General features: G+C 69.9%; 25 protein-coding genes and 1 pseudogene. 6 read left to right on the top strand and 20 right to left on the bottom strand.

Features of this window, described 5'->3' with window-relative positions; all coding sequences use genetic code 11:
- Positions 1 to 2: 2 nt before the first annotated feature.
- The 6 genes from OG734_RS00690 to OG734_RS00665 form a co-directional block, all read right to left on the bottom strand.
- A complete protein-coding gene (locus tag OG734_RS00690; protein ID WP_330285498.1) occupies positions 3 to 710 on the bottom strand; it encodes an alpha/beta fold hydrolase in 708 nt (235 codons plus the stop codon).
- On the bottom strand, positions 707 to 1,768 hold the full coding sequence (locus OG734_RS00685; RefSeq protein WP_330285497.1) for an aromatic ring-hydroxylating dioxygenase subunit alpha: 1,062 nt from the start codon (positions 1,766 to 1,768) through the stop codon (positions 707 to 709). Before OG734_RS00685 ends, OG734_RS00690 begins: the two co-directional genes overlap by 4 nt.
- Before the next feature lie 65 nt (positions 1,769 to 1,833).
- Entirely contained in the window at positions 1,834 to 2,889 is a 1,056-nt protein-coding gene (locus OG734_RS00680; protein ID WP_330285496.1) for a PDR/VanB family oxidoreductase, read from the bottom strand.
- 164 nt (positions 2,890 to 3,053) lie between these two features.
- The gene (locus OG734_RS00675) at positions 3,054 to 3,383 is read right to left on the bottom strand and encodes a hypothetical protein (protein ID WP_330285495.1); all 330 of its coding nucleotides are present in this window, start codon (positions 3,381 to 3,383) and stop codon (positions 3,054 to 3,056) included.
- Positions 3,380 to 4,129: a PIG-L deacetylase family protein gene (locus OG734_RS00670; protein WP_330285494.1), complete on the bottom strand. Its 750-nt coding sequence runs from the start codon at positions 4,127 to 4,129 to the stop codon at positions 3,380 to 3,382. The genes OG734_RS00675 and OG734_RS00670 overlap by 4 nt, the downstream gene beginning before the upstream one ends.
- Before the next feature lie 46 nt (positions 4,130 to 4,175).
- Complete coding sequence (locus tag OG734_RS00665) at positions 4,176 to 5,813, bottom strand: AMP-binding protein (RefSeq protein WP_330285493.1); 1,638 nt, start codon at positions 5,811 to 5,813, stop codon at positions 4,176 to 4,178.
- A 420-nt stretch (positions 5,814 to 6,233) separates the two neighbouring features.
- Here OG734_RS00665 and OG734_RS00660 point away from each other — a divergent pair, with 420 nt between their 5' ends.
- The 3 genes from OG734_RS00660 (at position 6,234) to OG734_RS00650 (ending at position 9,607) form a co-directional block, all read left to right on the top strand.
- Positions 6,234 to 7,910 (top strand): sensor histidine kinase, encoded by a 1,677-nt coding sequence (locus OG734_RS00660; RefSeq protein WP_330285492.1) that lies wholly within the window; start codon positions 6,234 to 6,236, stop codon positions 7,908 to 7,910.
- A complete protein-coding gene (locus OG734_RS00655) occupies positions 7,904 to 8,545 on the top strand; it encodes a response regulator transcription factor (RefSeq protein WP_330285491.1) in 642 nt (213 codons plus the stop codon). Before OG734_RS00660 ends, OG734_RS00655 begins: the two co-directional genes overlap by 7 nt.
- 150 nt (positions 8,546 to 8,695) lie before the next feature.
- Positions 8,696 to 9,607 carry an SDR family NAD(P)-dependent oxidoreductase gene (locus OG734_RS00650; protein WP_330285490.1) on the top strand — a complete coding sequence of 304 codons (912 nt, stop codon included), beginning with the start codon at positions 8,696 to 8,698 and terminating at the stop codon, positions 9,605 to 9,607.
- A gap of 60 nt (positions 9,608 to 9,667) precedes the next feature.
- Here the strand turns inward: OG734_RS00650 and OG734_RS00645 are convergent, their stop codons facing one another.
- Positions 9,668 to 10,369 carry an IclR family transcriptional regulator domain-containing protein gene (locus OG734_RS00645; protein WP_330285489.1) on the bottom strand — a complete coding sequence of 234 codons (702 nt, stop codon included), beginning with the start codon at positions 10,367 to 10,369 and terminating at the stop codon, positions 9,668 to 9,670.
- Between the two features lie 200 nt (positions 10,370 to 10,569).
- Between OG734_RS00645 and OG734_RS00640 the strand changes: the two genes are divergently transcribed.
- The gene (locus OG734_RS00640; RefSeq protein ID WP_330285488.1) at positions 10,570 to 12,054 is read left to right on the top strand and encodes an aldehyde dehydrogenase family protein; all 1,485 of its coding nucleotides are present in this window, start codon (positions 10,570 to 10,572) and stop codon (positions 12,052 to 12,054) included.
- A gap of 39 nt (positions 12,055 to 12,093) precedes the next feature.
- Here the strand turns inward: OG734_RS00640 and OG734_RS00635 are convergent, their stop codons facing one another.
- From OG734_RS00635 to OG734_RS00615, 5 genes and pseudogenes are all read right to left on the bottom strand, one after another.
- On the bottom strand, positions 12,094 to 12,234 hold the full coding sequence (locus OG734_RS00635) for a hypothetical protein (RefSeq protein ID WP_330285487.1): 141 nt from the start codon (positions 12,232 to 12,234) through the stop codon (positions 12,094 to 12,096).
- Positions 12,235 to 12,461: 227 nt separating this feature from the next.
- Positions 12,462 to 12,693, bottom strand: a pseudogene (locus OG734_RS00630) (IS5/IS1182 family transposase); the annotation flags it as partial.
- A gap of 204 nt (positions 12,694 to 12,897) precedes the next feature.
- The gene (locus tag OG734_RS00625) at positions 12,898 to 13,440 is read right to left on the bottom strand and encodes an SMI1/KNR4 family protein (protein ID WP_330285486.1); all 543 of its coding nucleotides are present in this window, start codon (positions 13,438 to 13,440) and stop codon (positions 12,898 to 12,900) included.
- Positions 13,441 to 13,497: 57 nt separating this feature from the next.
- On the bottom strand, positions 13,498 to 17,985 hold the full coding sequence (locus tag OG734_RS00620; protein WP_330285485.1) for a DUF6531 domain-containing protein: 4,488 nt from the start codon (positions 17,983 to 17,985) through the stop codon (positions 13,498 to 13,500).
- Between the two features lie 11 nt (positions 17,986 to 17,996).
- Positions 17,997 to 18,308 carry a hypothetical protein gene (locus tag OG734_RS00615; RefSeq protein ID WP_330285484.1) on the bottom strand — a complete coding sequence of 104 codons (312 nt, stop codon included), beginning with the start codon at positions 18,306 to 18,308 and terminating at the stop codon, positions 17,997 to 17,999.
- A gap of 264 nt (positions 18,309 to 18,572) precedes the next feature.
- Here OG734_RS00615 and OG734_RS00610 point away from each other — a divergent pair, with 264 nt between their 5' ends.
- Both OG734_RS00610 and OG734_RS00605 read left to right on the top strand, forming a co-directional pair.
- Positions 18,573 to 18,725, top strand: coding sequence for an SDR family NAD(P)-dependent oxidoreductase (locus tag OG734_RS00610; protein WP_330285483.1), 153 nt, complete (start codon positions 18,573 to 18,575; stop codon positions 18,723 to 18,725).
- A 14-nt stretch (positions 18,726 to 18,739) separates the two neighbouring features.
- Positions 18,740 to 19,105 carry a hypothetical protein gene (locus OG734_RS00605; RefSeq protein ID WP_330285482.1) on the top strand — a complete coding sequence of 122 codons (366 nt, stop codon included), beginning with the start codon at positions 18,740 to 18,742 and terminating at the stop codon, positions 19,103 to 19,105.
- Positions 19,106 to 19,295: 190 nt separating this feature from the next.
- Here the strand turns inward: OG734_RS00605 and OG734_RS00600 are convergent, their stop codons facing one another.
- The 8 genes from OG734_RS00600 to OG734_RS00565 form a co-directional block, all read right to left on the bottom strand.
- Entirely contained in the window at positions 19,296 to 20,084 is a 789-nt protein-coding gene (locus OG734_RS00600; protein WP_330285481.1) for a sulfite exporter TauE/SafE family protein, read from the bottom strand.
- Positions 20,085 to 20,160: 76 nt separating this feature from the next.
- Entirely contained in the window at positions 20,161 to 20,880 is a 720-nt protein-coding gene (locus OG734_RS00595) for a cation transporter (protein ID WP_330285480.1), read from the bottom strand.
- 1 nt (position 20,881) lies between these two features.
- A complete protein-coding gene (locus OG734_RS00590; protein WP_330285479.1) occupies positions 20,882 to 21,217 on the bottom strand; it encodes an ArsR/SmtB family transcription factor in 336 nt (111 codons plus the stop codon).
- A 333-nt stretch (positions 21,218 to 21,550) separates the two neighbouring features.
- Positions 21,551 to 21,796, bottom strand: a complete 246-nt coding sequence (locus OG734_RS00585; RefSeq protein WP_330285478.1) for a hypothetical protein — start codon at positions 21,794 to 21,796, stop codon at positions 21,551 to 21,553.
- A 193-nt stretch (positions 21,797 to 21,989) separates the two neighbouring features.
- Positions 21,990 to 22,586 carry an isochorismatase family protein gene (locus tag OG734_RS00580; protein ID WP_330285477.1) on the bottom strand — a complete coding sequence of 199 codons (597 nt, stop codon included), beginning with the start codon at positions 22,584 to 22,586 and terminating at the stop codon, positions 21,990 to 21,992.
- 210 nt (positions 22,587 to 22,796) lie between these two features.
- A complete protein-coding gene (locus OG734_RS00575; protein ID WP_330285476.1) occupies positions 22,797 to 23,651 on the bottom strand; it encodes an urease accessory protein UreD in 855 nt (284 codons plus the stop codon).
- A complete protein-coding gene (ureG, locus tag OG734_RS00570; protein ID WP_330285475.1) occupies positions 23,648 to 24,337 on the bottom strand; it encodes an urease accessory protein UreG in 690 nt (229 codons plus the stop codon). Before ureG ends, OG734_RS00575 begins: the two co-directional genes overlap by 4 nt.
- Positions 24,338 to 24,376: 39 nt before the next feature.
- Positions 24,377 to 25,051 (bottom strand): urease accessory protein UreF, encoded by a 675-nt coding sequence (locus OG734_RS00565; RefSeq protein ID WP_330285474.1) that lies wholly within the window; start codon positions 25,049 to 25,051, stop codon positions 24,377 to 24,379.
- Positions 25,052 to 25,080 lie beyond the last annotated feature (29 nt).

The following is a 25,080-nucleotide window of genomic DNA, read 5'->3' as shown; positions in this document are numbered from 1 at the left end:
GGTCACGTTGCCGCGATCCGCAGCAGCAGTTCGGCCAGTTCGACGGGGGCCGTGACCATGGCCTCGTGCCCGGTGGCGATCTCGTGGACCGGCCAGCCGCGGGCGGCGGCCCGCTCGGCGTGCGGGGTGAACACCCGCATCCAGTCGGTGCACTCGATGAAGGCACCGGAAACCTGGTCCGCCTTGCCGGTGAGTCGCAGTGGCTCGGTGTAGGTCAGCCACGGGTGCGGAGTCAGCCGGGGGCCGAGCCAGTCGAGGTCCGCCTGCTCCTCGACTCCGAGCACACTCAGCGAGCGCACCGGAATCAGCCAGCCGAAGCCGGGTCCGGACACGGACTCCCGGTAGTGCCCGGCGATACGGGCGGGCAGCAGGTCGATCGCCGCGTCGCCGTCGTCGCCGACGAAGGCGTCGAGGTGGACCCGCTTCGCCAGCCGCTCCGGGATCCGGTCCGCGACGCCGGTGACGACCTGGCCGGCGTAACTGTGCCCGACGAGTACGACGTCCCGGGCGTCGTGGGCCTCGATCAGCGCCACGACGTCCTGGACGTGCGTGCCGAGTCCGACCTGGGGGCTGAGCAGATGGGCGCGGTCGCTCACCCCGGTCAGCGTGGGGGAGTGCACCTCGTGTCCGGCCGCCCGCAGCAGCGGTGTCACGCGCTGCCAGACCCAGCCGCCGTGCCAGGCTCCGTGCAGCAGGACGAAGACGCTCATACGGACTCCGTGGGGCGGGCAGTGCGGTCGCCCTGCTGTCCGGGTTGGCCGTGCTGTTCGCGGGCGAGCATCTTCATCAGCGAGCGGCGACCGCGGAGCGCGGCGAGGTCGGACTTGATGCTGGACTCGGCGGTGCCGCCGGGGTCGGTGGCGTACATCAACTCCTGGGCCTCCAGGGCGTCGACGTCCTCCTGCATCACGGCGAGCTGCTGCTCGTGCTGGAACGTCGTCAGCTCCTCGTCGTCGATGAGGTAGTCGCGACCCAGGGCGTAGAAGTCGTGCGTCTCGTTGCCGCGCGCGGGCGTCATCCCGTACAGCACCCGCATGTGGAAGCCCTCCGGTTCCTCTGTGCCGGTGGCCGCCACGCGGATGTGGAGGATGAAGACCCCCGGGGGGTGGAACTCGCCGTCCTGCCAGCGGTCCACCGGCGAGGTCAGACCGCAGGACTTCTCGTAGAAGGGAGGAGCCTCGATGCCGGTCATGCGGCGGCTGAAGCCGACTCGGTCGCCGTCCACGGTCACGTCGATCGGGGTGGCGGCGACGGCGGCGTTGCCGATGCTCGTCGGGTGCAGGAACGTCTCGTGGGTGAGATCGAGCAGGTTTTCCAGGAGCAGCAGGTGCCGGGCCTTCAGCGGTACGACGCCGTGCACATGGGTCCACCCGGGATCGTTCAGCCACGACGTGTCGGGCAGGAGGCTCTCGTCGGCCAGCTCCGGGTCGCCGGGCCAGATCCATATCGCGCCGTCCCGCTCGACCAGTGGGAACCGGCGCAGTGCCGCCTTGGGCCGGTCGGTCTGCTCGGCGACCCCGACGCACGCGCCCCGGCCGTCGAAGCGATAGCCGTGGTAGTCGCACTGGAGTGTGCCCTCGTCGTCCAAGTGACCCAGCGACAAGGGGTACTTGCGGTGGGGGCAGCGGTCTTCGACGGCGGTGACGGTCTGGTCGGGCAGCCGATAGAAGCAGACCGGCATGTCCGTGATCCAGCGCTGCTTGAGCGTCCGGCCGATTTCGTGGGACCAGGCTCCCAAGTACCAGCCGTTGCGCACATGTTGGGACATGGCGGCAGCTCCTCTCTCTTCATGAGGTCTCTTCTCATGAGGTCTCGTCATGCGGGTGCGGAGAGTCAGAGGTCCAGGACGAGACGTCCGCCGCGCGCACGGGAGACGCAGATCAGCATCGTGTCGCCCGCGGCCCGCTCGTCCTCGGTGAGCAGGGAGTCGCGGTGGTCGATCTCGCCCTCGATGACAGCGGTCTCGCAGGAACCGCAGATGCCTTCCTCGCAGGAGGACAGAACCGGAACGCCGGCATGCTCCACGGCCTTGAGGACCGACAGCTGCGGCGGAACGGTCAGCGTCATTCCGGATGCCCGCAGCTCGACCTCGATCGGTGGGTTGTTCTCGCCGCCGACGGGCTGCTGCCCGGTCACCGCGGCGAACCGCTCCACGTTCAGGGACCCCGCCGGCCAGCTCGCGCAGCGCGCCTCGACCGCGTCGATCAGCCCTGCCGGGCCGCAGCAGTAGACGAGGGCGGAAGGGTCGGGATCGCCGAGGAAGCCGGCGAGATCGGGCAGTCCGTGCTGGTCCTGCGGCCGTACGTCGACGCGCTCGCCGTACGGCTCCAGTTCGGGCAGGAACGCCATGGACGCGTGCGTCCGGCCGCCGTAGAGCAGGGACCAGTCGGCCCCCGCCGCCTCGGCCTCGGCGATCATCGGGAGCAGCGGGGTGATGCCGATGCCGCCGCCGACGAACAGGTAGCGCGCCGCGGGTCGCAGCGGGAAGTTGTTGCGCGGACCGCGCACCCGGAGTTCGGTTCCCTCGTGGACGTTGTCGTGGATCCACTGCGATCCGCCGCGTCCGTCGGGCTCCCGCAGCACCGCGATGCGCCACCGTGAGGTGTGTCCCGCCGGTCCGCAGAGCGAGTACTGCCGGGTGATGCCCGTGGGCAGGACGACGTCGATGTGCGCTCCCGGCCGCCAGGCCGGCAGAGGTTCGCCTTCCCCTTCACCTCCCCCCTCCCCTTCGCCGGAGCGCGGCCCGAGTTCGAGTGACACGACTCCGGCCGCCACGTTCCGCCGGGACAGTACGACAAGGGTGCCGTCGAATCCGGCCTCGTGCCGCGAGGCGGTTCCGGCTTCGGTGGTGGTGAGCGTGTCCAGGACAGCGGCTGACGGGTCCGTCATCGATCATCTCCTCAGCACTGCCGGTCGGATCGTCGCGACCGCGGTCGGCCAGGGGGGCAGGGGTACGCGATCGACGCTATGTGGCGTGGAACGCGGGGTCATCGCTCGGATGACCGGAGCCCGGCGGCACATGGTCATGGCCGGGATACGTCATCCGTCGCGGGTCAGTCGGCCGTGCGGTCCGCGGGGGACTGGTCGAGGTGGATCCGCACCGGGCGGCTGGTGCTCCACAAGGCCTCGACCACGGTGTGCAGGTCACGGGCGTCGACGCGCCACAACGGCTCGCCGTAGCGGGAGTCCCGGGTGACGTCGCCCCGCGACAGGGCACCGGCCAGAAGGGCTTGCAGGCCCGGCGTCCCGTCGGCTCCGTCCGGGAAGGCCACGTAGAGGGACGTGTCGCGGAAGGGAACCCAGACGTGGGTCACCCCGGACTGCTTCACGGTGCTCTCCGCTGTCTCCGCTGTCTCCGCGCTCTCTGCCGCCTCCGCCGTCACGCCAGGGTCCCTGTCGCCTCAGGGTAGAGCCGTACGTATGCCTCGGCCATGGTCGCGTGTGTCAGGCCCAGGTTCGGGCCGGTGTTCCGCTTCAGTTGTACGCCCCGGCGCTTGGCGAGGTCGGTGTAGTAGTCCCACATGTGCTGCTGGGCGGCCAGGCACTCCATCGCCTTGCGCTTCCTGTCGAAGACGGAGGTGATGTCCAGCAGGACGTTCGGCTTGAAGTCGCACTGCTCCGGCTGGTGCGGCTCGAAGAAGAACACCGGGGGTGCGCCGAGGGGCTCACCGGGGGCCTCGTAGCCGATCGCCTGGGCGAGTACGCGTGCCTGGAGCGCCATGCGGGAGGCCGCCGGGTGGTCGCCGTTGTACGGGTCGGCCGGCGGGTGGGTGAGTACGACGGCGGGGTCGACCTCGCGGTAGACCCGGACGATGCGGTCCACCAGCTCAGGCGTTTCGATAAGTGGGTAGTCCCCGGCGTCCAGGAACTCGATCTCCGCACCCAGCGCCGCGGCGGCGCTCGAAGCCTCCGTGCGGCGCAGCTCCTTGATCTCGCCGAGGCCGAGGCCGTCCCGCCAGGCGCGGGCCGACTCCCCGCGCTCACCGAAGCTCAGGCACAGCACCTTGGCACGCTGCCCGCGTTCGGCGGCCAGCGCGATGGCGCCGCCGGCCCGCCAGACGAAGTCGCCGGCGTGGGCGCTGATCACCAGCAACGACCCTTCGGACGGGCTGGAGGTGTTGGGGGGCATCGGGGCTCCTTGGGCTTGCGGAAGAGGAGAATGTCTCGGGCGAGCGTCAGGTTGCGGCCGCGTCGGAGTCCTGGGCCGTCTTCCTGGCCCAAGCGACTTCGAGCTTGCCGGTCGGCGTCCGGGGCAGGGCATCCGTGAGGACGACAGAACGCGGCACCTTGTAGCCGGCGAGGCTCCGCCGGGCCCAGTCGCGCAGTTCCTCGCCGGTGACGGCGGTGCCCGGCGGGACCGCGACGACGGCTGCCACCCGCTCGCCCCAGGTCTCGTCGGGGACGCCGACGACGACACAGTCGGTCACACCGGGGTGCGTGAGCAGGACGCTCTCGACTTCCTGGGGGTGCACCTTCTCCCCGCCCGTGTTGATCACGCCTGAGCCGCGCCCGAGGAAACGGATCGCGCCGTCGGCCTCGAGTCGGGCGAGGTCTCCGGCGATCGCGTACCGGACCCCGTCGATGGTGCGGAACGTCGTCGCGCTCTTCTCGGTGTCCTTGTAGTAGCCGAGCGGCATGGGCCCGCGGTAGGCGAGATACCCGGTTTCGTCGCTGCCGGGTTCGACGAAGCGGTCGTCCGTGCCGATCACGCGTGTCGCGGATACGGGGAAGAAGCGGGCCGGCAGATCTCGTACCGACGAGGTGATCGCGAAGGCGAAAGGGCCCCCTTCGCTCGACGCGATGGCGTCGATGACCGTGACGTCGGCACGTTCGTGCAGTGCCATCTTGAGCGGATCGCTGAGAGCGGTGCCGGAGCTGAGGATCCTGCGCACGGAGCGCAGGTCGTACGGCGTCCCGGTCTGTTCCGCACGGACGAGTTCGTCGACGAGCGGTCGGCACACGGCGTTGCCCGCGACGATGAAGGTGTCGACCCGCTGCTCGGCGATCGTGCGCCAGACGTGTTCCGGGTCGAGACCCCCCGGCCGCGCCGTGACAGCCCGGCCTCCCGTCATCAGGGCGCCCATGGTGTTGAACAGTCCGGTGGCGTGCATCAGCGGCACGACGGGCATGGTGATCGGCGCGCGGCCCCCGTGGTGGGCCTCGGTCGCGATCGCCACGGCCTCGTCGAGGGTCGCCGGGAGGTCGGTGACACCGAGCGGGTGGAAGATCGGGACCACGAGGGAGTGCAGAAGATCGCTCTGTCGCCACACCACGCCCTTCGGTCTACCCGTGGTCCCGCCGGTGTACATGAAGAGCCGGTCCGAACCGGGCCGCGACCGCGGCGCACGTGGTGCGTGCGCCGCCAGCAGGTCCTCCAGCTCGGGCACGTCGGGCCCGGCAGGGCCGTCGGCCGGCGGATCGCCCGCTCGCACGAGCAGCTTCAGGGTGGGCACGTGACCGGCGGCGTGCGTGACCCGGTCGGCCAGGGCGCCGCTGAAGACGAGCGCGGCCGCGTCGGCGTCGGCGAGGAGTTCGGAGAGCTCCTCACCGGTGTAGCGGTAGTTGGCGTTCACCGGCACGGCGCCGAGTTTGAAGGCGGCGAAGACGGTCTCCAGGTAGGCGGCTCCGTTGTACAGGTAACAGGCCACGGTGTCGCCCTCCCCTACCCCGGCCCTCTCCAGTGCCGCGGCCAGCCGTGACGCGCGCTCGTCGAACTCCCGGTAGGTGGTCTCACGACCGGGCTCGGCAACGGCGACGGCATCGGGCAGCGTCCGGGAGACCGCCTCCCAGATGGTGCCGATGGACACGTCCATGCCTCAGACCTCCTCGTCCTCGGGGGTGTGCACAGACCGCGTGGCCGTTCGCACCTGTCGGGCGGCCCGCGGATCCGGCGGGGGAGCAGGCCGGATCCGCGGGTGCCCTCCTCAAGGTAGACAGCGGCTCTCTCCACGGGAACGCGCGCAATGACTCAACCGGCGCGGCGCTTCGACCGGGCGGCGATCACGTCGAATACCTGGCGGTGAACAGGTCGAATGACGTAGACCCGCTCCGAATGCACCGGGCTACGATGCTCTGGTCGACCGTCGGTCGCCCCCGTCCGCCCACCAGCCGCCCGATCTGCCGACCCGTTCGACACCTGCTGCGTTGCCTGCTTCGACGTGTCGACGTCGCACGGCGGTTTTCAGGGCTGGGTTCGCCGCTCGTCAACGATGACGATGATGAGGAGATCGGTCATGTCCGGTTCGGCGCTGCCGCTCGTGGGCTGGGACGACGTCGCTGCCGTCGCACCGGACGGTCTCGCGGTCCTGGACTGCGCGGGCCGATTCGTCCGGCTGAACCCGGCGGCGGTCGCGTTGTGCGGCGCGGGCGAGGAGGCCGAACTGCTCGGCACGCAGGCCCCGTTCGCGCTGGTGGCGGGAGCCGCCGCGTGTCAGGTGGAGCTGCTGGAGTACCAGTCGGACGAGCAGGTGGCCCACTGGATGCCCGCCTCCGGAACCCGGCGCGAGTTCGCCTACCGGGCTCGCGGCCTGCCGGACGACCCCAAAATCACGATCGTGTCGTTCCGCGACGTGACCGACGAACGGCATCGGCAGCGCAGGATCGCGGCGATCGCCCAGACGTCGATCGCACTGGCCGCGGAGGGGTCGCTCGGCTCGACCCTGGACGCCGTGGCCCAGCAGATCGTCCAGGCCGACGGCCTGGCCGGCGCACAGATCCTCATCCTGGACGGCACGGGCCGGGAACTGCGGCTGATGGGCTCCGCGGGGCTGCGGCACTGGGACGCGTTCCTCGACCGTCTGCTGGAGTGCCAGGACCGGGGCGCCCGGCTGAGCATGCTGGACGCCTTGAGGGAGCGCGAGCCGATCGTCGTCCCTCACCGGTGGGCCCAGATCCTCGCGGACCCGGCCTGGGCACCGCTGCACTCCTACCTCGGCGAGCTGAACTGGGACTCCTTCGTCAGCGTCCCGCTGATGGCCCGCGGCCGTCCCGAAGGCGTGCTGAACGCGTACTTCGCACCCGGGCAGGAGATCGGCGGCCGGACCCTGGAATTCCTCGCCGCCATGGCGGAACAGGCAGCCCTCGCCGTCGACTACGCCGCGCTGCTGCAGCGCGAGCGCGAAGGGGCCCGTCGCAACGAACGCCAGCGCCTCGCTCGCGATCTGCACGACTCGATCGTCCAGCAAGTGTTCTCCATCGGCATGCAGGCCAACGCCATCGGAGTACTGGGCGCGCGTGGCGGACCGGTTCCCGCGGAGGCCGTCCGCGCCTTCGCGGAGGAGATCGGAGCGCTCTCGCAGACCGTCCGCGCCGACCTCCGGGCGATGGTGCACGAACTGCGCCCGTCCTCCTCCACCCGGCTCGGCCTGGAAGACGCGGTGAGCGCGCTCGTCAAGAGCACCGAGAACCGGACGGGTCTCGGCATCCGGCTGCTGTACGGAAAGGAAGTGACGGATGTCGAACCGGAACTGGCCGAGGACATGTACCGGATCGTCGCGGAGGCCATCCACAACGTGGTCAAGCACGCGGAGGCCACCACGATCACCATCCGCCTCGGTGTACGCGACCACACACTGACCGCGAGCGTCCGCGACGACGGTCGCGGACTGCCGGAACCCGGCGGGCGAAAGACCCCGCCGGACGGGCAGGGCGGGGAAAGCGGCCGGACGGCCGGTACTGCCTGGGACCACGGCTACGGCTACGGACTGACGACCATGCGGGAAAGGGCGGAGCGATGGGGCGGCACCATGAGGATCAGATCCCGCGCGAAGAGCGGTACGACCGTGCGGATCGTCATTCCCCTGCCTGTACGGGTGCCGGAGCCGCCTCCCACGGCCTCGGACGGTTCCCGGAGCAACCCACCGGCGGTGCCGCTCCGGATGGCGCCGGGCCCCACGCCATCCGAGTGCTGATCGTCGACGACCATGCCGTCGTACGCCGCGGGATCCGCGCCTATCTAGAGGTCCTGGACGACATGGAGGTGGCCGCGGAAGCCGCGGACGGGCAGGAGGCGCTCACCAGGCTCGACGCGATGGCAGCGCATCGGGAACTTCCGGACGTGGTGCTGATCGACCTGCTGATGCCGAAGCTGGACGGGGTGACGGCGATCGGGATGATCAAGAAGCGTCACCCGGATGTCCGGGTCGTGGTGCTGACCAGTTTCGGCGAGATGGAACGCGTCCACGCCGCACTCGAGCAGGGCGCCGCCGGCTACCTGCTCAAGGACGCCGAAGCGGGCGAAGTGGTCGCCGCCATCCGCGCGGCCGCCTGCGGCGAGGTCTACCTCGATCCCGCGGTGGCCAGGGGGCTCACCCGGGAGATCGTCTCCCCGCCGACCGGCCTCGCTTCGCTCACCGGCCGGGAACGCGATGTCCTCGTCCTTGTCGCCGAAGGGCGGTCGAACCAGCAGATCGCCGACGAACTGGTGATCAGCGAGCGCACCGCCCGCACACACGTGAGCAACGTGCTGCGCAAACTCCGGCTCACGTCACGGACCCAGGCCGCATTGCTCGCCGTACGACAGGGACTGGTACCGCCGCGCGGCTGACTGCCGTAGAGGGGTGGTGCCGCGACGGATGTCCCGGACCGGCCGGGACACAGGTCGGCGGCAGGTGCCGTCATCGGCGGGATCCCTGCGAGCCCGGGCGTTCCTACGCTCAGGGAGTCGCTGTACCGGCTCCCAGCTCAGGAGGACATCATGCTCGACGGCCGAGTCGCCATTGTGACGGGAGCGGGCCGAGGCCTGGGACGGGCCTACGCCCGCGCGCTGGGGGCGGCGGGTGCCGCCGTCGTCGTGAACGACCTGGACGCCGAGGTGGCCGAGGAGACGGCCGACGCGATCGCGGGCGCGGGCGGAGCGGCCGTCGCCCATGTCGGCGCGGTCGGCGGTTCCGAGTTCGCCGACGTGTTGGTGCGGCGGGCGGTCGACGAGTTCGGCCGCCTCGATGTGATGGTCACCAACGCCGGCGCGCTGCGCGACAAAACCCTGCGCAACACCACCGACGACGACTTCGACCTCGTCGTCACCAGCCATCTGCGTGGCACGTTCACGTGCGGCCGTGCCGCGGCGGCCCGCTTCCGCGAACAGGGCGCGGGCGGGCGGCTCATCCTGGTGGGATCGCCCGCCGGCCAGCGGGCCAGCTTCGGCCAGACCGCGTACTCGGCGTCCAAGGGGGCGATCGTCGCGATGACACGTACCTGGGCGGTCGAGCTCGCGAAGATCGACGTCACCGTCAACGCCATCGTGCCGACCGCGCTGACCCGCATGGTGGCGACCATCCCCACCCTCGGGGACCTGGTCGCCAAGGTCGACGCGGGGGAGCCGGTTCCCGAGGCGGCCCGGCGACAGGGCCTGGGGTCGCCGGACGACGTCGCACCGGTCATCGTGTACCTGGCGTCGAAGGAGTCGGCCCACATCACCGGACAGGCCATCGCGGCCGGGGGCGACCGGATCGCCCTGTGGACGCACCCCGGCGAGGTCGAGGAGCGGTTCCGGCCGGGCGGCTGGACCACCGAGTCGGTCGGTGAGCTGTTCGCCGGTGCCTATGCGGACCGGCTGCAGGAGTTCAGGCCCACGCCGCTCGATCTTGAGGCCATCGAGAATGCGTGACGGCGGCCGTCGAGCAGGCGTGACGCGCACCGGACGGATATCCGTTCGGGGCCCGTCGTCTCAGGCGTGCGGTACCGCGGAGGTGCGAGCAAAGTCAGCGCTGATGTCTCCCGCAGTCTGCAACAGCAGCGGCAGATGCGCCTCCACGAGCCGCTCGACCGATGTCTCGGCCGCGTGGCAGTTGACGTTGAGGGCCGCGACGACCCGGCCGGAGCCGTCCCGCAGCGGGGCCGCGACCGACCGGATGCCGGGCGCCAACTGTTCGTCGGGCAGCGCCCATCCGCGGGCCCGTACCTCCCGCAGAACCGCGTCGCGTTCCTCCCGGTCGGGCTGCCAGCACGGCGTCACCCCCGAGCGCGACGGTTCGGCGAGCTCCCGCGTCAGTTCATCGGCCGACAGAGCCGCGAGCAGCACCTTGCCCAAGGAGGTCTGCAAGGCCGGGAAACGCGTTCCGATCCGCACTGACAGCGTCACCAGCTTGGGGACGGCCACCCGGGCGACGTAGATGATGTCCGATCCGTCCAGTTGGGCCACGGAGCAGGACTCGTCGGTCCGCTCCACCAGCCGCTCGATATGGGGCCGCGCGATGTCCCACAAACCCATGGACTGCACGTAGGCGACCCCGAGTTCGAGCACTCTCGGGGTCAGTGCGAACCCCGTCTCGCCCGAACGGACATAGCCGAGTTCTTCGAGGGTGAGCAGAATCAGGCGGGCGGTCGGCCTGGCGAGTCCGGTCGCGCCGGCCACCTGGGACAGTGACATCTGGGCTTGCCCGGGGGGAACGCGGCGATGACCTCCAGACCCCGGGGACAGGGGTGTCTTCCTGGGCTTCTCCGTCGAGGTGTTGACGCGCCGTGCGGGTGCAGTGACTCTTTCTTCCGCCTGTCCGTCATGCGGATATCTGTCCGTTGATCAGGACTCAGTTCTCAGCTTTTCCTCCACTTGATCCCTTGGAGAGCCGCATGTCCGAGAAACTCGAAACAGAACCAGCGCAGACCCGGGCGGACACCGTTCGTACCGGACTGTTCATCGACGGCAAGACCGTCGAGACCGACCACTGGGCAGCCGTCCACGACCCGGCCTCTCCCGACCGGATCGTGGGCCATGCCGCCGCGGCGACTCCCGACCACGCCCGCGCGGCGGTGGCGGCCGCAGACGCGGCGTTCCCCGGCTGGGCCGCGACGCCCGCCCGGCGACGAGCTGAGATCATCGGTCAGGCGCTCACCCTGCTCGACGACAGCGCGGCCGAGCGAGCGACCCTGATGACCCGCGAGAACGGCAAGATCGCCTTCGAGAGCCAGGTCGAGATGGGGGTCTTCGTCGCGAGGACCCGGGCGGCGATGGACCTGGTCGACTCCCTCGACCAGGTACGACGCCTCGACGGCCCGCCGCTGACCTCGCACGTCCACCGGCTGCCCATAGGCGTCGTCACCATCATCGTGCCGTTCAACTGGCCGATCGCGATCCTCGGCGCGAGCCTGCCGTACGCGCTCCTGGCGGGGAACACCGTCGTGGTCAAGCCCCCGCCCACCGTGCCGCTGGCCATGGTCCGCACCCTGGAACTGTTCGCCGCGGGACTGCCCGACGGCGTGCTGAACGTCGTGACCGGCACGAACGAAGCGGTCGCCCCCCTGCTCACCGATCCCCGAGTCCGGAAGATCGTCTTCACCGGCAGCACGGCCGCCGGCAAGCACATCATGGCCGCCGCCGCACAGAACCTCGCCTCGGTGACTTTGGAACTCGGCGGCAACGACCCCGCGATCGTCCTGGACGACGCCGACCTCGACCAAGAGCACATCGGACGGCTTGTCCAAGGCGTGTTCCTGACGAGCGGCCAGGTCTGCATGGCGGTGAAGCGGCTGTACGTCCACCGGTCCCGCTACGACGAACTCGTCGACGCGCTCGCCGCCGCCCTCGGCAGCCAGCGGGTGGGCCCTGGCTCCGACCCGGCCTCGACCATGGGCCCGCTCAACAGCGCCGCCCAGCGCGACAAGGTCACCGCCATGCTGGCCGAGGCGGCCGACGCCGGAGCCGAGATCCGTGAACTGGGCACCCTGGCCCCCGGCGCCGCCGCCTCCTCCGGAGGACACTTCCTGCGCCCCGCACTCGTCCTCGATCCCGACCCCGGTCTGCGGATCGTCACCGAGGAGCAGTTCGGCCCCGCCCTGCCGATCCTGCCCTTCGACGACGTCGATTCCGTACTGGACCAGGTCAACAACGACTGGTCGGGGCTGTGCTCCTCGGTCTGGAGCGCCGACCCCGCCCGCGCGGCCGCCTTGGCGCAGAGGCTGCGGACCGGCACCACCTGGATCAATCACGCCAACGCCGTCGCGTGCGACGACCGGGCTCCCTTCGGTGGCTTCCGCCAGAGCGGCATCGGACGCGAAATGGGCCCGGAGGGCCTGCTCTCCTTCACCGAACCGCACACCATCACGGTGCACGGCTGAGCGGCACGCATGGCCATAGGTCACGCAAGCGGCCGTACGTCACAACAGCGGCACGGACACCGCGTTGTAGGGCGTGTTCTCATCCCGGTCCGGGGTGGTGAAACGCGAGTTGGGAAGGTACAGGCGGCCCTTGTAGGCGGCGGCCGTGGTGGGCAGGTCGAAGCGGCCGTCCCTGATCACGTCGATCGCGGTGCCCCGCGCGCCCGCTCAACAGCGCGCGGGGAGGCCGGGAGGCCGGTGCCGTACCGCCGACCCAGGGCTGTCGCCCCGAGCACTGTGCCGGCGCCGAGAAGCTGCCTGCGTGAGAGAGAACGGGTCATGGAACTTCCTTCCTCGGAAATCGCCGGTTCCACTTGGCACCCGCTCCCAATTATTGAGAGTTCAAGGGCATCGGCGCAGTGACGAATACCCGTTCGGGTGATCTTCTTCAGGGCGCGGTCCAGGCGCGGGGCGCGAGCGGCCAGCCGCGAGCGCGATGGTGGCGATCTCCCCCGCGGGCAGGGCCCGCCACCGCGAGCCGATCTTCTTCAGGTGGCCGCGTACCAGACTGGCGAGCCAGTTCAGGCTCGCACTCGACAGCGGCAGGCGTGCGGTGCAAGCAAGGCCGTCAGGGCTCCCGGCGAGAGGTTTTTTCTTCACCCCAAACTCAACTGCCGCCGGGGACCCGCCGGTCAGGACCGCGAAGAACATAACGGGGGCACCTCGCCGGCCTCTACGTGGACATCCCCGAGCAGGGCGACAGGGCGGGCAACGCCCTGTTGACCGTCGACGAGAGCGAGAGAGCCGCGCCCTTGGTCTACGCACATGTGACCGTCTAGCACGCGGTTCCCGCCACCGGGGCGGTCACGTGAGGATGTCGTCGTTGGAGTCGAACTGGTGGCTCTCGAAGGGGAGGTCGGGGAAGTACTCGGTGTCGGTCTCGCCTGTCAGGACGGACAGCAGGAAGGAGGCGCACTGACCGGGGTGGCGTTCCCATTCGGGACCCCGGCCTTCGTTGAGCAGGATCGTCCACTCGTCCGGTTTCTGGGCCGGCCGCCACAGCCAGTACAGATACGCGCCGCTCTCCTCGATGTAGGCCCAGGGCAGGACCTGCGCTTCGGGATCGTCCTGAAGCTCCGTCGGCCTGGCTTCGGTCTGCCACAGCTCGGCGAGGATCTCGGCACGTGCCGTGGCCTGGTCGAGGAGGTTGTAGTCGTCGTCGGGGCATCCCGGGTCCAACAGCCAGACGGTCTCGTCGAAGACGCCGCCTCCGTAGAGCTCGACGAGTTCCTTGTAGTCCTCCGGCAGAGGTGTGCCGAGCCGCTGCTCGGCAGCCGCCCAGTCGCGTGAGCGGCGCGGGGTTCCAGGCGGGATGATCTCGGTCAGGCGTTCTACCGCGGGGTGCATGGCGGCCGGATCCCTTCTGCAGCGGTGACTGCGGTGACTGCGGGTACCAAGAGGTTGCTAGTGCTTGGGAACGTTCAGGATAGTGACGGAGTTCGTCGCGCTGCCGCCTTCGTAGGGGGTGAAGGAGAAGCCGTTGCTGCCCCGGGCGTTCAGGGTGAGGCCCAGTGGTACGACGTCGCTCGGATCCTCGGACCGGTAGACGGGGGTGACGGAGTACTCGATGGTCTCGCCCCGGTCGACCGCGGCCCTGATCTGGTCCTCGACCTTCCGCATGACCGGCGAGTTGGCGAATCGGTGCATGGTGACGAAATTGCGTACGTCCTTGTTCGAGCCGCCTATCTGGGCGCCGAGCAGGTGCGTCTTGTTGAGCTTCATGTACTTCTGGTAACCCGGCACGTTGACCTGGGGGTTGGTCTTCCCTCCCGTCATGTCCGCCTCGATGGTGGCGTCCATGCCGGTGGCACGGCCGCCGGGTCCGGGAGCACCGTAGCGGACGCGACCGCCCCAGGTGACATCGGCCTCGTCGCAGGGCGTGAGCCCCAGGGGGTCGCACAGGGTGTGCGGGTTGTCGACGTAGGCGACGGGGTTCGGCGCCGGGTCGAGGCCGAGCGGGTCCAGGGTGAGGTAGCGGGCGGTTTCCGGGTCGTAGTGGCGGAAGTAGTTGTGGTGCAGACCGGTTTCGGGGTCGAAGTACTGGCCTGGGAAGCGCAGCGGGGTGTACGCGGTGGCGTCCCGATTCCATGTCGTCGTGCCCCACAGAGTGGATCGGGTCCGCCACGCGACGTTGCCGTCCTCGTCGACGAGTTCGGTGGGAGTGCCGATCTGGTCCGTGACGATGGCGAAGAAACGCTGGTCGATGACCTCTTGCGGGGCCGAGGCCGACGATCTGGTCTCCGTCTGCGCGAGCGGCGCCAGCCCGTCGTGGTCCCACGTCAGCGTGACGAGTTCCGCCGCCCCGGTGACGCGGGTGGTCTGCTCGGTGAGGGTGCTGCCGTCCCAGGCGAAACGGGTCTCCTCCGCCACGGTGCCGTCTGCGGCGAGGCGCTGCTTGGCGATGCGGCGGCCGAGCGGGTCGTAGACGTAGTTCCAGACGGTGCCGTCGGGTGTGGTGACCGAGGTGAGGCGGTCCTCCGCGTCCCAGGTGTAGCGCCAGGTGTCGGGTTTGCGTGACAGACGCGTCCTCTGCCGCAGAATCGTGCGGCCCGCCGCGTCGTACTCGTAGCGGGTGCCGCCGGTGCTGGTCAGGCGGGTGCCCGTGTAGCTTCGCGGGCCGTGGGCCTCGGTGCCGGGATGATCGTCCGGCCACGAGGCGTGGGTCTGGTTGCCCGCTTCGTCGTAGGCGTAGGACTCCGCCCAGTCCGCCGCGCGAACGGCGGTGACGCGGCCGGCCCGGTCGAGAGTGAAGGTGCGGCTGCCGGTGTGCTCGTCGGTGATGGAGGTCAGGTGTCCGTCGCCACGGTAGGCGTACGTCCGGTGGATCCGCGCCTGGTCCGCGCCGGGGAGGGTGAGGGTCTGACCGGTGAAGCGGCCCTGTTCGTTCCAGGCGAAGGCGAGCGTGAACCGGTCGCCCAGGGTGCGCTGGATCTCACGACCCGCCGCGTCGTGGGTGAAGGAGAGCGTGCGGCCCGACATGGTGAGGGCCTCGTAGTTTCCGCCGGGGCGGTAGGAGTACGTCGTCGTGACGCCGGAGGGGGTGGTGCGCCGGGTGCGGCGTCCGGCGGCGTCGCTTGAGGTGGCGAGGACACGGCCGTCGACGGTCTCGGCCACGACGCGTCCCACCGAGTCGTACTGGTATTCCAGTGTCGAGTCGGGGCCGGCGGCGCGGAGCAGGCGGCCGGTCGGGTCGTTCTCGAAGCGGGTGAGAAGGCCGTCGACGGCCTTCTCGACGAGCTGACCTGCACAGTCGTAGTCGTAGGCGACGATCTGACCGGCGGAATTGGTCCGCCGTACGAGCAGCCCTCCCGCGTTGTACTCGTACGTCATGGTGTGACCGTTGAAGTCGGTCTCCCCGACGAGCCGGCCGACAGGGTCGTACCGGTAGGTCCACGTGAGCCCCTGCGGGTCGGTGACCGTCGTCAGGCGTCGTGCGCTGTCGTAGGAGAACGTGTGACGCGTCCCGTCGGGGTCCACGCGGGCCGTCAGCAGGTCGAAGACGTCGTACTCCCAGTGCACGGTCGCCCCGAGCGGATCGGTGTGGCGCGTGCAGTTCCCTTCGCCGTCGTACACCCATTTCTCCGCCGAGCCGTCAGGGCCTGTACGGGAGATGAGCCGGCCCTCGACGGACCACATCAGCCGGGTCGTCGCTCCTCCGGGCCCCGTGACCAGCACCGGCCGTCCGAAGGCGTCGTACTCGTAGCGCTTCAGCGTCCGGGAGCCGGCGGAGACGGCCAGCGGGAGCCCGGCCGCGTTGGAAGCGATCTCCACGCGTTCACCGAGCGGGTTGGTGACACCCTTGATCGCGCCGTTGCGCCCGACGGCATAGCGGGTCGCCTCGTCGGCGGGGTCGATGACGGCGGTGCGGTTGCCGCGTTCGTCGTGTTCGTAGCGCCAGACGGCGCCATCGGGTTCCGTCACGGCCGTGGGCAGACCGAGGTCGTCGTACTCCGTGCGGATCTCGCCGCCATCGGGGCGGACGACGCCGCACAGGCGTCCGACCTCGTCGTAGAGCGGGCGGGTTGTCTGCCCCAGGGGATCGGTGACGGCCACCAGCCGGTGCTGTCCGTCCCACTCCTGGCGGGTGACGTGCCCGAGCGGGTCGATGGTGCGGATGAGGCGCAACGCCTCGTCGTGCTCGTACCGGGTGACGTTGCCCAGCGCGTCGGTGGTGGTCGTGGAGCGGGTGGCGTCCTCGTAGGCGAGCGTGCCGGACAGATAACCGCCGCTGCCCTCGGCACGGACGACACGGCCGCGTACGTCGTAGGTGTAGGTGTACGACGTGTTGTTGCGGTCGGTCCAGGAGGTGATCCGCCCCTCGGCGTCGTAGGTGAACCGTAGAGGCAGACCGGAGGAGTTGGTGACCTCGGTGAGGTGGCCGTCCGTGTCGTAGCCGTACGTCAGCAGGGTGGTTCCGTGCCTGTCCGCGCCGTCCGGGTCCAGCAGACGCAGGCCCGCGACGCGGGGCAGTTCGCGGTGCCGGTCGATCGCGATGCGGTAGCCGCCGGAGTGCGTGATGCCCACGGGCGTGCCGTTGGCGGCGTACTGGACCGTGATGCGGTGTCCGTTGCGGTCGACGACGAACTGGAGCGGCAGCTCTACCGCGTTGCCGTCGTCGGCGGGCCCCGGAGTGTGGAAGACGTAGGAGACACCAGTGCCGGGGTCGAGCAGGCGCAGGGCGCCGTCGACCTCGGTGTCCCAGGACAGCGGCATCCGGGGACCGGCCTTCGGATAGACGGGCTCGTCGGTGTCGGAGGCCAGGAGCGGATAGACGAGCCGGGAGCCGTCCGGTGCCGCGTACGTGATGGAGTCGTCGTCCGCCTGCAGACGCTGGTCGAGCGTGGAGGCCCAGGACGGCCCGAACCAGCCACCGCACCGGTAGGAGGAGATGTGGGTGCGCCGCAGCAACAGCGGCAGGACGCCGGGCAGTTCGACGTCGGTCTGTGGCAGCAGCATGTCGCCGGTGGCCACGTCGATCGGGTCGAGCTTGCACTCCTTCTCCGCCGCCTGGATCGCGGCTTCGAGCTCCTCGGCTTCACCGGGCCGCAGTTTCAGCCGTGACAAGTCGTTTCCACCGAGCTTCAACGCCTTTGCCAGCTTGGCGAGTTCGCTGGGCTTGAGCGCCTTCAGACCCTTCCCGAGGGTCTTGCCGAGGACACCGAACCCGATGCCGACGAGCGCGCCCTCGGTCAAGATCCCCGCCAGCTTCTCCGGGTCCGTGAACGCCGCCGGGTCCTTGAGCAGCGTCTCGAACGCGGAGAACTTCGCCCCGTCCATCGCCATCTTCCCGACGGCCGCCACGCCCCGGATCTCCTTGAGCGCCTTCAGGGCCCGCTCGACGTTCCGGATCACCTCCAGCACCCCGCGCACGACGGATCCGAGGGCCGTGCCCTCCTCCTCGATCCGGCCGATCAGCGCGATCACCTTCAGCGCCCGCTCGCCCGCGATCAGCGTCGACGCGACCTCCGAGGCACCGGCGGTCAGGATGGACAGGGCCAGGCCGGCGATCTCGAACTCGACGATCTCCGCGAGGATCACACCGATCTCGGACAGCAACTCATGCGCCTTGTCCGCGAAGTCGTCCAGCGCCTTCGCGCCCTCCCGCAGCGAGTGCGCCATCTCCGTCGCACTCTTGCCGGCCGCCTTGGACCGCTTGTGGAAGGCTTTGGCCGCCTTCCCCTCCCACACCACGTCTGCCAACGCGCCGTCAGCGGCAGCCGACGCGTCCTCCAGACCGGTCGCGAGCTGCCGCCACTTCTTCGCGATCTCCCGTATCCCGTCTGGATCCACCGCCGGATCCGAGATCCCCAGGAACTCCAGACCACTGGCGACCGAGTCGCCGAACATGTGGTTGAACTTGTTGATGTAATGCAGCGGGTTCAGGTCCACCATGAGCCGGCCGCTCAGCTCTTCTTCGCCCGGGCCTGCGCCGCCAGCAGCAGATCCAGCAGATCGAAGGCGTCGGACACGTCACCGATCAACTTCGCCTGCGCCTCCCACTCCTCCTCCAGCTGCCTGGTCAGCTTGGACAGAGTGGTCATGCCCTTCTCGATCTCGCCCTTCGCACCCAGCAACGACCCCAGCGCCCCCAACGCGCCCAGGTCGTACGAGGCCGCAGTGAAGTCCTGCAGAGGCTTGGCCGTGTGCTGCCCGACTGTCCGCAGCCCCGACGCGGCCTTGTGCATCGACGTGGCTTCCTTCTTCAGATCCGACACAGGATCAGCCCCCGTACTCCGTCGTGCATCTCGTTGTGCACATGCCGATCGACACTATTGAGAGGGGTTATGCGGCGGGTATGCGTGACGCCAAGGCGAAGCAAAGATCACCGCCTCGCCCGCCGCTGTGCGGCGGGGTGAGGTGCTGTCAGGGGCCCGGCCCTCGGTCGGCCTCAGAAACAAGGAACGTCACGGACCAGCGAATGCAGAACAGCTGTCACCCGCCGCTGAAGCCATTCCCCACCTGCAGGAGAGAGCACGACCATGGCACTGATTCTGGTGACCGGAGCCTCCAGCGGGCTCGGACGCGGTACGGCGAACGCGCTGGCCGACGACGGACACGAGGTGGTCGTCCGCAACCCAGCCCGCCTGGCCGATGCCGGTGACGCCACCCGGTGGAAGCGTCGTCACCGGTGACCTCGCCGATTTCGGTGACATCACCAAGAGTCGCCCGGCAGGCCGGCACGTACGGACGGTTCGACACGGTCGTCCACAACGCCGGCGCCATGAACCAGCCGCACCAGGCCACGGTCAACGTGGTCGCGCCCTACCTGCTCACTGCCCTGATGGACAAGCCGGGCCGACTGATCTACCTCAGCAGCTCCATGCACCGCACCGGCTCCGCCGGCCTGCACCGGCTCCGCCGGCCTGCACCGGCTCCGCCGGCCTGCGCCGGCTGGCCACGGGCTCTCAGGGCTCTGCGGCAGGCTGCGACCAACCCGAGGATCTCCGCCTTCCGGGAACACATCGCCAGGGCGTGCGACAAGACCCCGCAGACCCTGCGCGGCGAGGCCTGACGAAAGAGTCTTGGTCGGCTGCCCGGACTCATGGCTGGCCCGGTCAGGGCCCGCTTAGTAGCTGTTGTCTTTGCGGGAAGATCCTCGATCGCTGGCCGGGGCTGGCTACCGTCCGCCGCGTGCCGGTGGAATTTCTGACTGATGAGAGGCACGGTCGGCCAATTGTGCGCCTCACATGAGGGTCTGTCCCTCACATGAGGGTCTGTCCGGCGTACAGCGCCCCGAGGGCGGCGGCGAGGGTGCCGAGCAGGAGGCGGAGCGCGGTCTCGGGCAGGCGGGGTTGGAGGCGGGCTCCGAGATAGCCGCCCATCAGTCCACCGAGGCCGCAGGCCAGCCCCAGCTGCCACTCGGGGGCGACGGGCCCCGAGCTTGCCGTCGCCAGCACGGCGTAGGCGGCGGCTCCGGCGATCGAGGTGGTGAAGGTCGCGGCGAGTGTGGCCGGCGCGAGGCGGGCCAGGGGCATGCCGCGCGCGGCGAGGACTGGCCCGAGCAGGGAGCCGCCGCCGATCCCGTAGATCCCGCCGATGACGCCGACGGTCAGGGCGAGGACGGCCAGCGTGGTTGCCGACGGCTCGGCCGCATCGGGGCGCGGGCGGTGGCGGGCCGGGCGCAGGGTGCGCCAGCACAGCCAGCCTCCGAGCGGCAGGAGGAGAGCGGCGACCAGGATGCGGAAGATGCCGGGGCCGGGGAGGGCGAAGACGCGGACGGCGGCGCCGGTGATAACGCCGGGCAGGGTCCAGGCGACCAGGCGCCGGGCCAGGGAGCCGCGCAAAGCGCCGTCGCGGCGGTAGCGCCACAGGGCTCCAGGCCCCGCGACGACGTTGAACAGCAGGTTCGTCGGGGTGACGGCGGGGCTGGGCACGCCCAGAACACTGAGCTGGACCGGGAGGAGGAAGACCGCCCCGGACACACCCACCGGCGCGGTCACCGTCGAGATCAGCAGGCCGGCCGCGAAGCCTGCCCAGATCGTCCACTCCACCGCCGCCTCCGCTCCCCGATCGCCCCGCCAGTATCAGCGGGCGCGGCGGCGGCGGGGCGGGTCTGAAACGAGGTGTTCATGAACAGCAGGAGCAGCCGGGACTACAGCCGCAAACGCCTCCGTCCGGGGACTGGGCCACGGTGTTGGATGCCGATTGGGCGGCGGGTGCGCAGCAGCCCTTGCCCTGCCAGGCGTCGCGGCCCTCCTTCACGGCGATCACGGCGATCACCAGAGCGGCGATCGGGTCGGCCCACGACCAGCCCAGCGTCGCGTTGAGGAGCAGGCCGACCAGGAGCACGGCGGAGAGGTAGGTGCACAGCAGGGTCTGCTTGGAGTCCGCGACCGCGCTGGCGGAGCCGAGTTCACGCCCGGCCTGGCGCTGGGCGGCGGACAGGAACGGCATGATCGCCAGCGAGAGGGCGGCGGTGACGATGCCGGGGAACGAGCGGTCGGCCTCGCCCGTGCCGGCCAGAGCGCGGACGGCGTCGATGCCAACGTATGCGGCGAGGGCGAAGAAGGAGACGGCGATGATCCGCAGGGTGATTTTCTCCCGGGCATCCCGTACGGCGTGGTCGCGGGCGGAGAACTGCCAGGCGACGGCTACGGCGGAGGAGACCTCGATGACGGAGTCGAGGCCGAAGCCGATGAGCGCCGTGGAGGAGGCGATCGTCCCCGCGGTGATGGCGACGACGGCCTCGATGACGTTGTAGGTGATGGTCGCGGCGACCAGCAGCCGTATGCGCTTGGCGAGCGCGTCGCGGCGGGCCGGGGTGGGCCCGAGGGATATCGCGGTCATCTCAGCAGCAGCCCTTCGTCTCCGTGTCCGGGCAGGTTTTGTCCGCCTCGACGGCGACCACGGCGGTGCGCAAGTCGTCCAACGCGTGGCCGAGACGTTCGTCGGCCAGCTCGTAGCGGGTGCGTCGGCCGTCGGGCACGGCGACGACCAGGCCGCAGTCGCGCAGGCACGCCAGGTGGTTCGACAACCGGGTCCGGGAGACGCCGAGGTCGTCGGCGAGATCGGCGGGGTAGGCGTGGGCGTCGCGCAGGGCGAGCAGGACGCGGCAGCGGATCGGGTCGGCGAGCGCGCGGCCGAACCGGGCCAGCACCTCGATGTCACGGGCGAGAGTCAGCACTCGCCAGATAGTACAGGCAAACCTGAATTCAGAAAACCATGGACCCTCGTGAATGACCGGTTGTGAGAGCTCCCGGCCAGCGTCGGGAACACTTGACCAGGTCAGTTCTCGCAAAACCCCTCTCACAACCGCCGAGTTTTGCGAGACCGTTCTTCTGAGATGGAGGCCAGGACGGCAGGTGGCAGGTCCTGGGCAAGGTCCAGGCACGCGGTGACACGGGATGGTTTGGCCTTGATGCCGTGGCCGTTGAGCTGTCGTTGGAGAGTGCGAACCACAACCATGACCTGGCGGCCAGCACATCCGAAGCCGGGATCCACACGTTGTTTGCGTTCTTCAGTACTCGTCGTAGGCAAGCGCGGTCGGCGCGTGGATGGTGTCCAGCGGCAGTTGGACCGTCACGTCACCGTGGATGTCGGTCAGCTGGAGGACTGTGTCACCGGTGGCGCTGGTGACCGCGTCCAGGCCACCGCTGATGCCCTGGACGTTGCGGGTGACAGTGGCCCCGAGGAGTGGGCGGACGATGCCCGGGCGCCGACGCCGGACAACCTCATCCGCCCCTGACCAGTTGAGCGAAGCCACCTGCTGGCTGCCCGCCCGCTCTCAACTCGACAGGTGCACACAAGCGGTGGATGAACTCGCGGACGGCCGGTTCGCGCCGCCAGGGGGCGAGGGCCGGGTTGAAACTCGCGGACGTAGTCCTGGCCCAGGAGGACTGGACGCGGGCGAGGATGTCGGCGGACCCGTTCCTCAGCTCGAGACCGTGGTCAGCAGCTTATGCGGGGACACGTCCGGAGACGGTGACTCCGGCCTGGCGGAAGTCTTCAAGGGTGGCTGCCGTGGTGTCCTGGGCGACACCGACGGAGTAGTCCAGGCGTACGCGTGCCCGGAAGCTGGCCTTCACCGCGTCCAGCGCGGTCGCGCGTACGCAGTGGTCGGTGGCGATACCTACCACGTCGACGTCCTCCACTCCGCGCTCACGCAGCCAGTCGGCCAGAGAGGTGCCCTGTTCGTCGGCGCCTTCGAAGCCGCTCTTGGAGGCGCTGTGCGCGCCTTTGAAGAAGACGGCGTCGACCTTGCCGCTGGTGACGGCGGGGGCGAAGTTGGGGTGGAACTCGCCGCCTTCGCCTCCGACTACGCAGTGGACGGGGAAGCTGTCCTTGAAGTCCGGGTGTTCGGAGAAGTGGCTGCCCGGATCGATGTGATGATCGCGGGTAGCCACGACGTATTCATAGTTACGCCCCGCACTGCGCTCCACCAGGTCCGCGATGGTCGAGGCGATCCGCGCACCTCCTGCGACGGGAACGCTGCCTCCCTCACAGAAGTCTTTCTGCACATCCACGATGATCAAGCCTCGGCTCGTCACGAACACCTCCAGATCGGTGGCACAGGAAAGAACCCTTCGGGCATCATTCCGATGCTGGCCGAGCATCGTCGCCGATTCCTGACAAGTTACGTCGAACGGATGATTTTGGGGAGCGAGGCAGCATGTACGCCGTCGTGGCGTGGGGCACCTGGTGTTGCACGGACACACGTCAGTGAGCCTCCTCTCTGGGCCGTCGGCGCGGTGGGCCGCCGGGCTCTAGGGGGCGAGAGCGTGTGCGTGCGCTTCGTCGAGCAGTTGTCGCATTCTTGAAGCGGTGGGTGCGACGGCGGTGGTGAGCAGTGCCGGGCCGCCTGCCAATGGTGCGAGGACAGCGCACCCGTCCTCGGCGCCTTCGCCGAGCAGGACGGCATCTCGTCGGACGTCGAGGCGTGGATCCACGATGAGGAGTTGGCCGACGGCGCGGTGTCCGTTCAGGACGGCCGGGCCGTCCCAGCCAGGTTCTGGAGCCCCGTAGGCCGTGTGCTGGTCGAATAGTGGGCGTCCGGCGCGGTGGACGAGGATCCGGGTGACGAGGTGGCCTGGTTCCTCGTCGGCCCGGCCCAGGAGCTGTTCTTCTCGCAGCACCAGGTGTGAGGTGGCGGCGAGTTCGACGGTGTATGTCTGGTGCAGGTTGCTGCCGGCGGCGCTGATCAGGGGCTGTGGGAGCCAGCGCAGACGGGCGTGTTCTCCGACGGTGAGGCGTACGTCGTAGGTTGCCGCGTCGGTGGTGGGGCCGCGCAGGGCGAGTGTGGCGGCGGCCGTGGTGATCTCCAGCTCGGCCCGGTCCGCGGCGGTGATGTCGAGGGTGAGCCGGTCGCCACCGAGCGGGGCGCTCATCGCGCCGATGATGCCCACTGTGGTGGCGTTGCCGTGAGTGCGCAGGCGCCGCAGGTGGAAGGGGCCGTCGCTATGCAGTTGCGGGAGGGTGGTGACGCGTCCGTTGTGCGCGGCGCGGATTCGGGCCGTGGCAAGTACGCCGTCGGGGTGTCCGGCGGGCTCCTGGGCGACAGATGGGGGGAGGCCGGGGCCGGACGTGGTTCGAGCGGGGATGCGCTGGGGGGAGGGGCTCATACGGTTGCCCCGGTGCGCCACCGGGTGAGGTGGCCGGTGACCCAGTCGGCGACTTCGCGGATGCCGTTGTCACAGGTGAGGCTGGTGAAGATGACGGGGAGGTCGCCGCGCTGTCGTTTCGCGTCGCCGGCCATGGTGTCAAGGTCGGCGCCGACGTGCGGGGCGAGGTCGGTCTTGTTGATGATGAGGAGATCGGCGGTGGTGATGCCGGGGCCGCCCTTGCGAGGGATGTCGTCGCCGCTGGCTACGTCGATGATGAAGATCTGCACATCGGCGAGGCCCTTGGAGAAGGTGGCGGTCAGATTGTCGCCGCCCGACTCGATGAGTACGAGGTCGAGAGGGTCGAGAGTTGCTTCCAGTTGCTCGACGGCTTCCAGGTTCGCGGAGATGTCGTCGCGGATCGCGGTGTGGGGGCAGGCGCCGGTCTCGACGGCGGTGATGCGCTCGGGCGGCAGGACGGCTTCGCGCCGCAGGTACTCGGCGTCCTCGCGGGTGTAGATGTCGTTGGTGACAACGGCGATGCACCAGCGGTCGCGCAGGGTGCGGCACAGCGCGGCGACGGTCGCGGTCTTGCCCGAGCCGACGGGGCCGCCCAGGCCGACGCGCAGGGCACGGCGGCTGCCGTCGGGTCGGGCCACCGAGACGCTGGGGGTGTGCTCGTGAGGCAGAGAGTGGTCGAGGTGCATGGCAACTCCGTCGAAAGACTCAAGTGTGGTTGTTGGTCGTCAGGAGGCGAAGAGACGGGCGGTCCAGGCGGCGTGCTGCTCTGCGGTGATTTCCAGCAGGGGTGAGGAGGCCGACGGCAGTGCGTCGAGGCCCTCGGTCATGGCGCGGGCTGCGGCGTCGGCCGCGGCTTGAGCGACGTCGTCGGTCTCGGGGCCGAGGCGGGCCAGTAGCCCGGAGGCGTCGAGCGGGTCGAGGCTCAGCAGGCGCACCGCCGCGGTGGCCGGGCCGCCGACGTTCTCATAAGCGGTGGCGTAGGCGGCGTCCAGCGGGGTGAGCCCGGCGGCGCGGGCGGCGAGGCCCAGGACGACGGGTTGGTGGGCGCCCTGGGGACGTGCAGCGGCCAGGTGTTCGAGTGCGTCGGAGGGGAAGGTGGCGCGGGCCGCGCGCATCATCTGCCGGCCGAGCCTGCGGGCGACGGCGCGCAGTGCGGGGGCGGGGGTGCGTGCGTCGGCGGCGTCGTCGAGCAGCAGCGGGTCGTATCCGCCGGCGGCTGCGGCGGCGAGTCCTGCCGTGGTCAGGCCGGTGGTGTGCAGACGCCCGCGGCAGAATGCCTCCAGGCTGGGGGTGTCGTGGACGGCTTGGTGGGCGACGGCGGCCTCGACGCCGCCGGAGTGGGCGTGCCCGCCGGCGGGGAAGCGGCCGTCGGCCAGGAGGAGCAGGGCTGCGCGGCTCATGGGTGAGCGGCTGCCTTTCGCAGGTCGGA

The organism is Streptomyces sp. NBC_00576 (genome assembly GCF_036345175.1).
In the GTDB taxonomy this organism is placed as follows: domain Bacteria; phylum Actinomycetota; class Actinomycetes; order Streptomycetales; family Streptomycetaceae; genus Streptomyces.
The sequence above is the reverse complement of the archived record's forward strand: the minus strand, read 5'-3'. Positions and strand labels throughout refer to the sequence as shown.

Bases quoted from the DNA above. Each gene is read 5' to 3' on its own strand.
- OG734_RS00690 (WP_330285498.1), bottom strand. From the start codon at position 710: ATGAGCGTCTTCGTCCTGCTGCACGGAGCCTGGCACGGCGGCTGGGTC.
- OG734_RS00685 (WP_330285497.1), bottom strand. From the start codon at position 1,768: ATGTCCCAACATGTGCGCAACGGCTGGTACTTGGGAGCCTGGTCCCAC.
- OG734_RS00680 (WP_330285496.1), bottom strand. From the start codon at position 2,889: ATGACGGACCCGTCAGCCGCTGTCCTGGACACGCTCACCACCACCGAA.
- OG734_RS00670 (WP_330285494.1), bottom strand. From the start codon at position 4,129: ATGCCCCCCAACACCTCCAGCCCGTCCGAAGGGTCGTTGCTGGTGATC.
- OG734_RS00665 (WP_330285493.1), bottom strand. From the start codon at position 5,813: ATGGACGTGTCCATCGGCACCATCTGGGAGGCGGTCTCCCGGACGCTG.
- OG734_RS00660 (WP_330285492.1), top strand. From the start codon at position 6,234: ATGTCCGGTTCGGCGCTGCCGCTCGTGGGCTGGGACGACGTCGCTGCC.
- OG734_RS00650 (WP_330285490.1), top strand. From the start codon at position 8,696: ATGCTCGACGGCCGAGTCGCCATTGTGACGGGAGCGGGCCGAGGCCTG.
- OG734_RS00645 (WP_330285489.1), bottom strand. From the start codon at position 10,369: ATGTCACTGTCCCAGGTGGCCGGCGCGACCGGACTCGCCAGGCCGACC.
- OG734_RS00640 (WP_330285488.1), top strand. From the start codon at position 10,570: ATGTCCGAGAAACTCGAAACAGAACCAGCGCAGACCCGGGCGGACACC.
- OG734_RS00625 (WP_330285486.1), bottom strand. From the start codon at position 13,440: ATGCACCCCGCGGTAGAACGCCTGACCGAGATCATCCCGCCTGGAACC.
- OG734_RS00620 (WP_330285485.1), bottom strand. From the start codon at position 17,985: ATGGTGGACCTGAACCCGCTGCATTACATCAACAAGTTCAACCACATG.
- OG734_RS00610 (WP_330285483.1), top strand. From the start codon at position 18,573: ATGGCACTGATTCTGGTGACCGGAGCCTCCAGCGGGCTCGGACGCGGT.
- OG734_RS00595 (WP_330285480.1), bottom strand. From the start codon at position 20,880: ATGACCGCGATATCCCTCGGGCCCACCCCGGCCCGCCGCGACGCGCTC.
- OG734_RS00575 (WP_330285476.1), bottom strand. From the start codon at position 23,651: ATGAGCCCCTCCCCCCAGCGCATCCCCGCTCGAACCACGTCCGGCCCC.
- ureG (WP_330285475.1), bottom strand. From the start codon at position 24,337: ATGCACCTCGACCACTCTCTGCCTCACGAGCACACCCCCAGCGTCTCG.
- OG734_RS00565 (WP_330285474.1), bottom strand. From the start codon at position 25,051: ATGAGCCGCGCAGCCCTGCTCCTCCTGGCCGACGGCCGCTTCCCCGCC.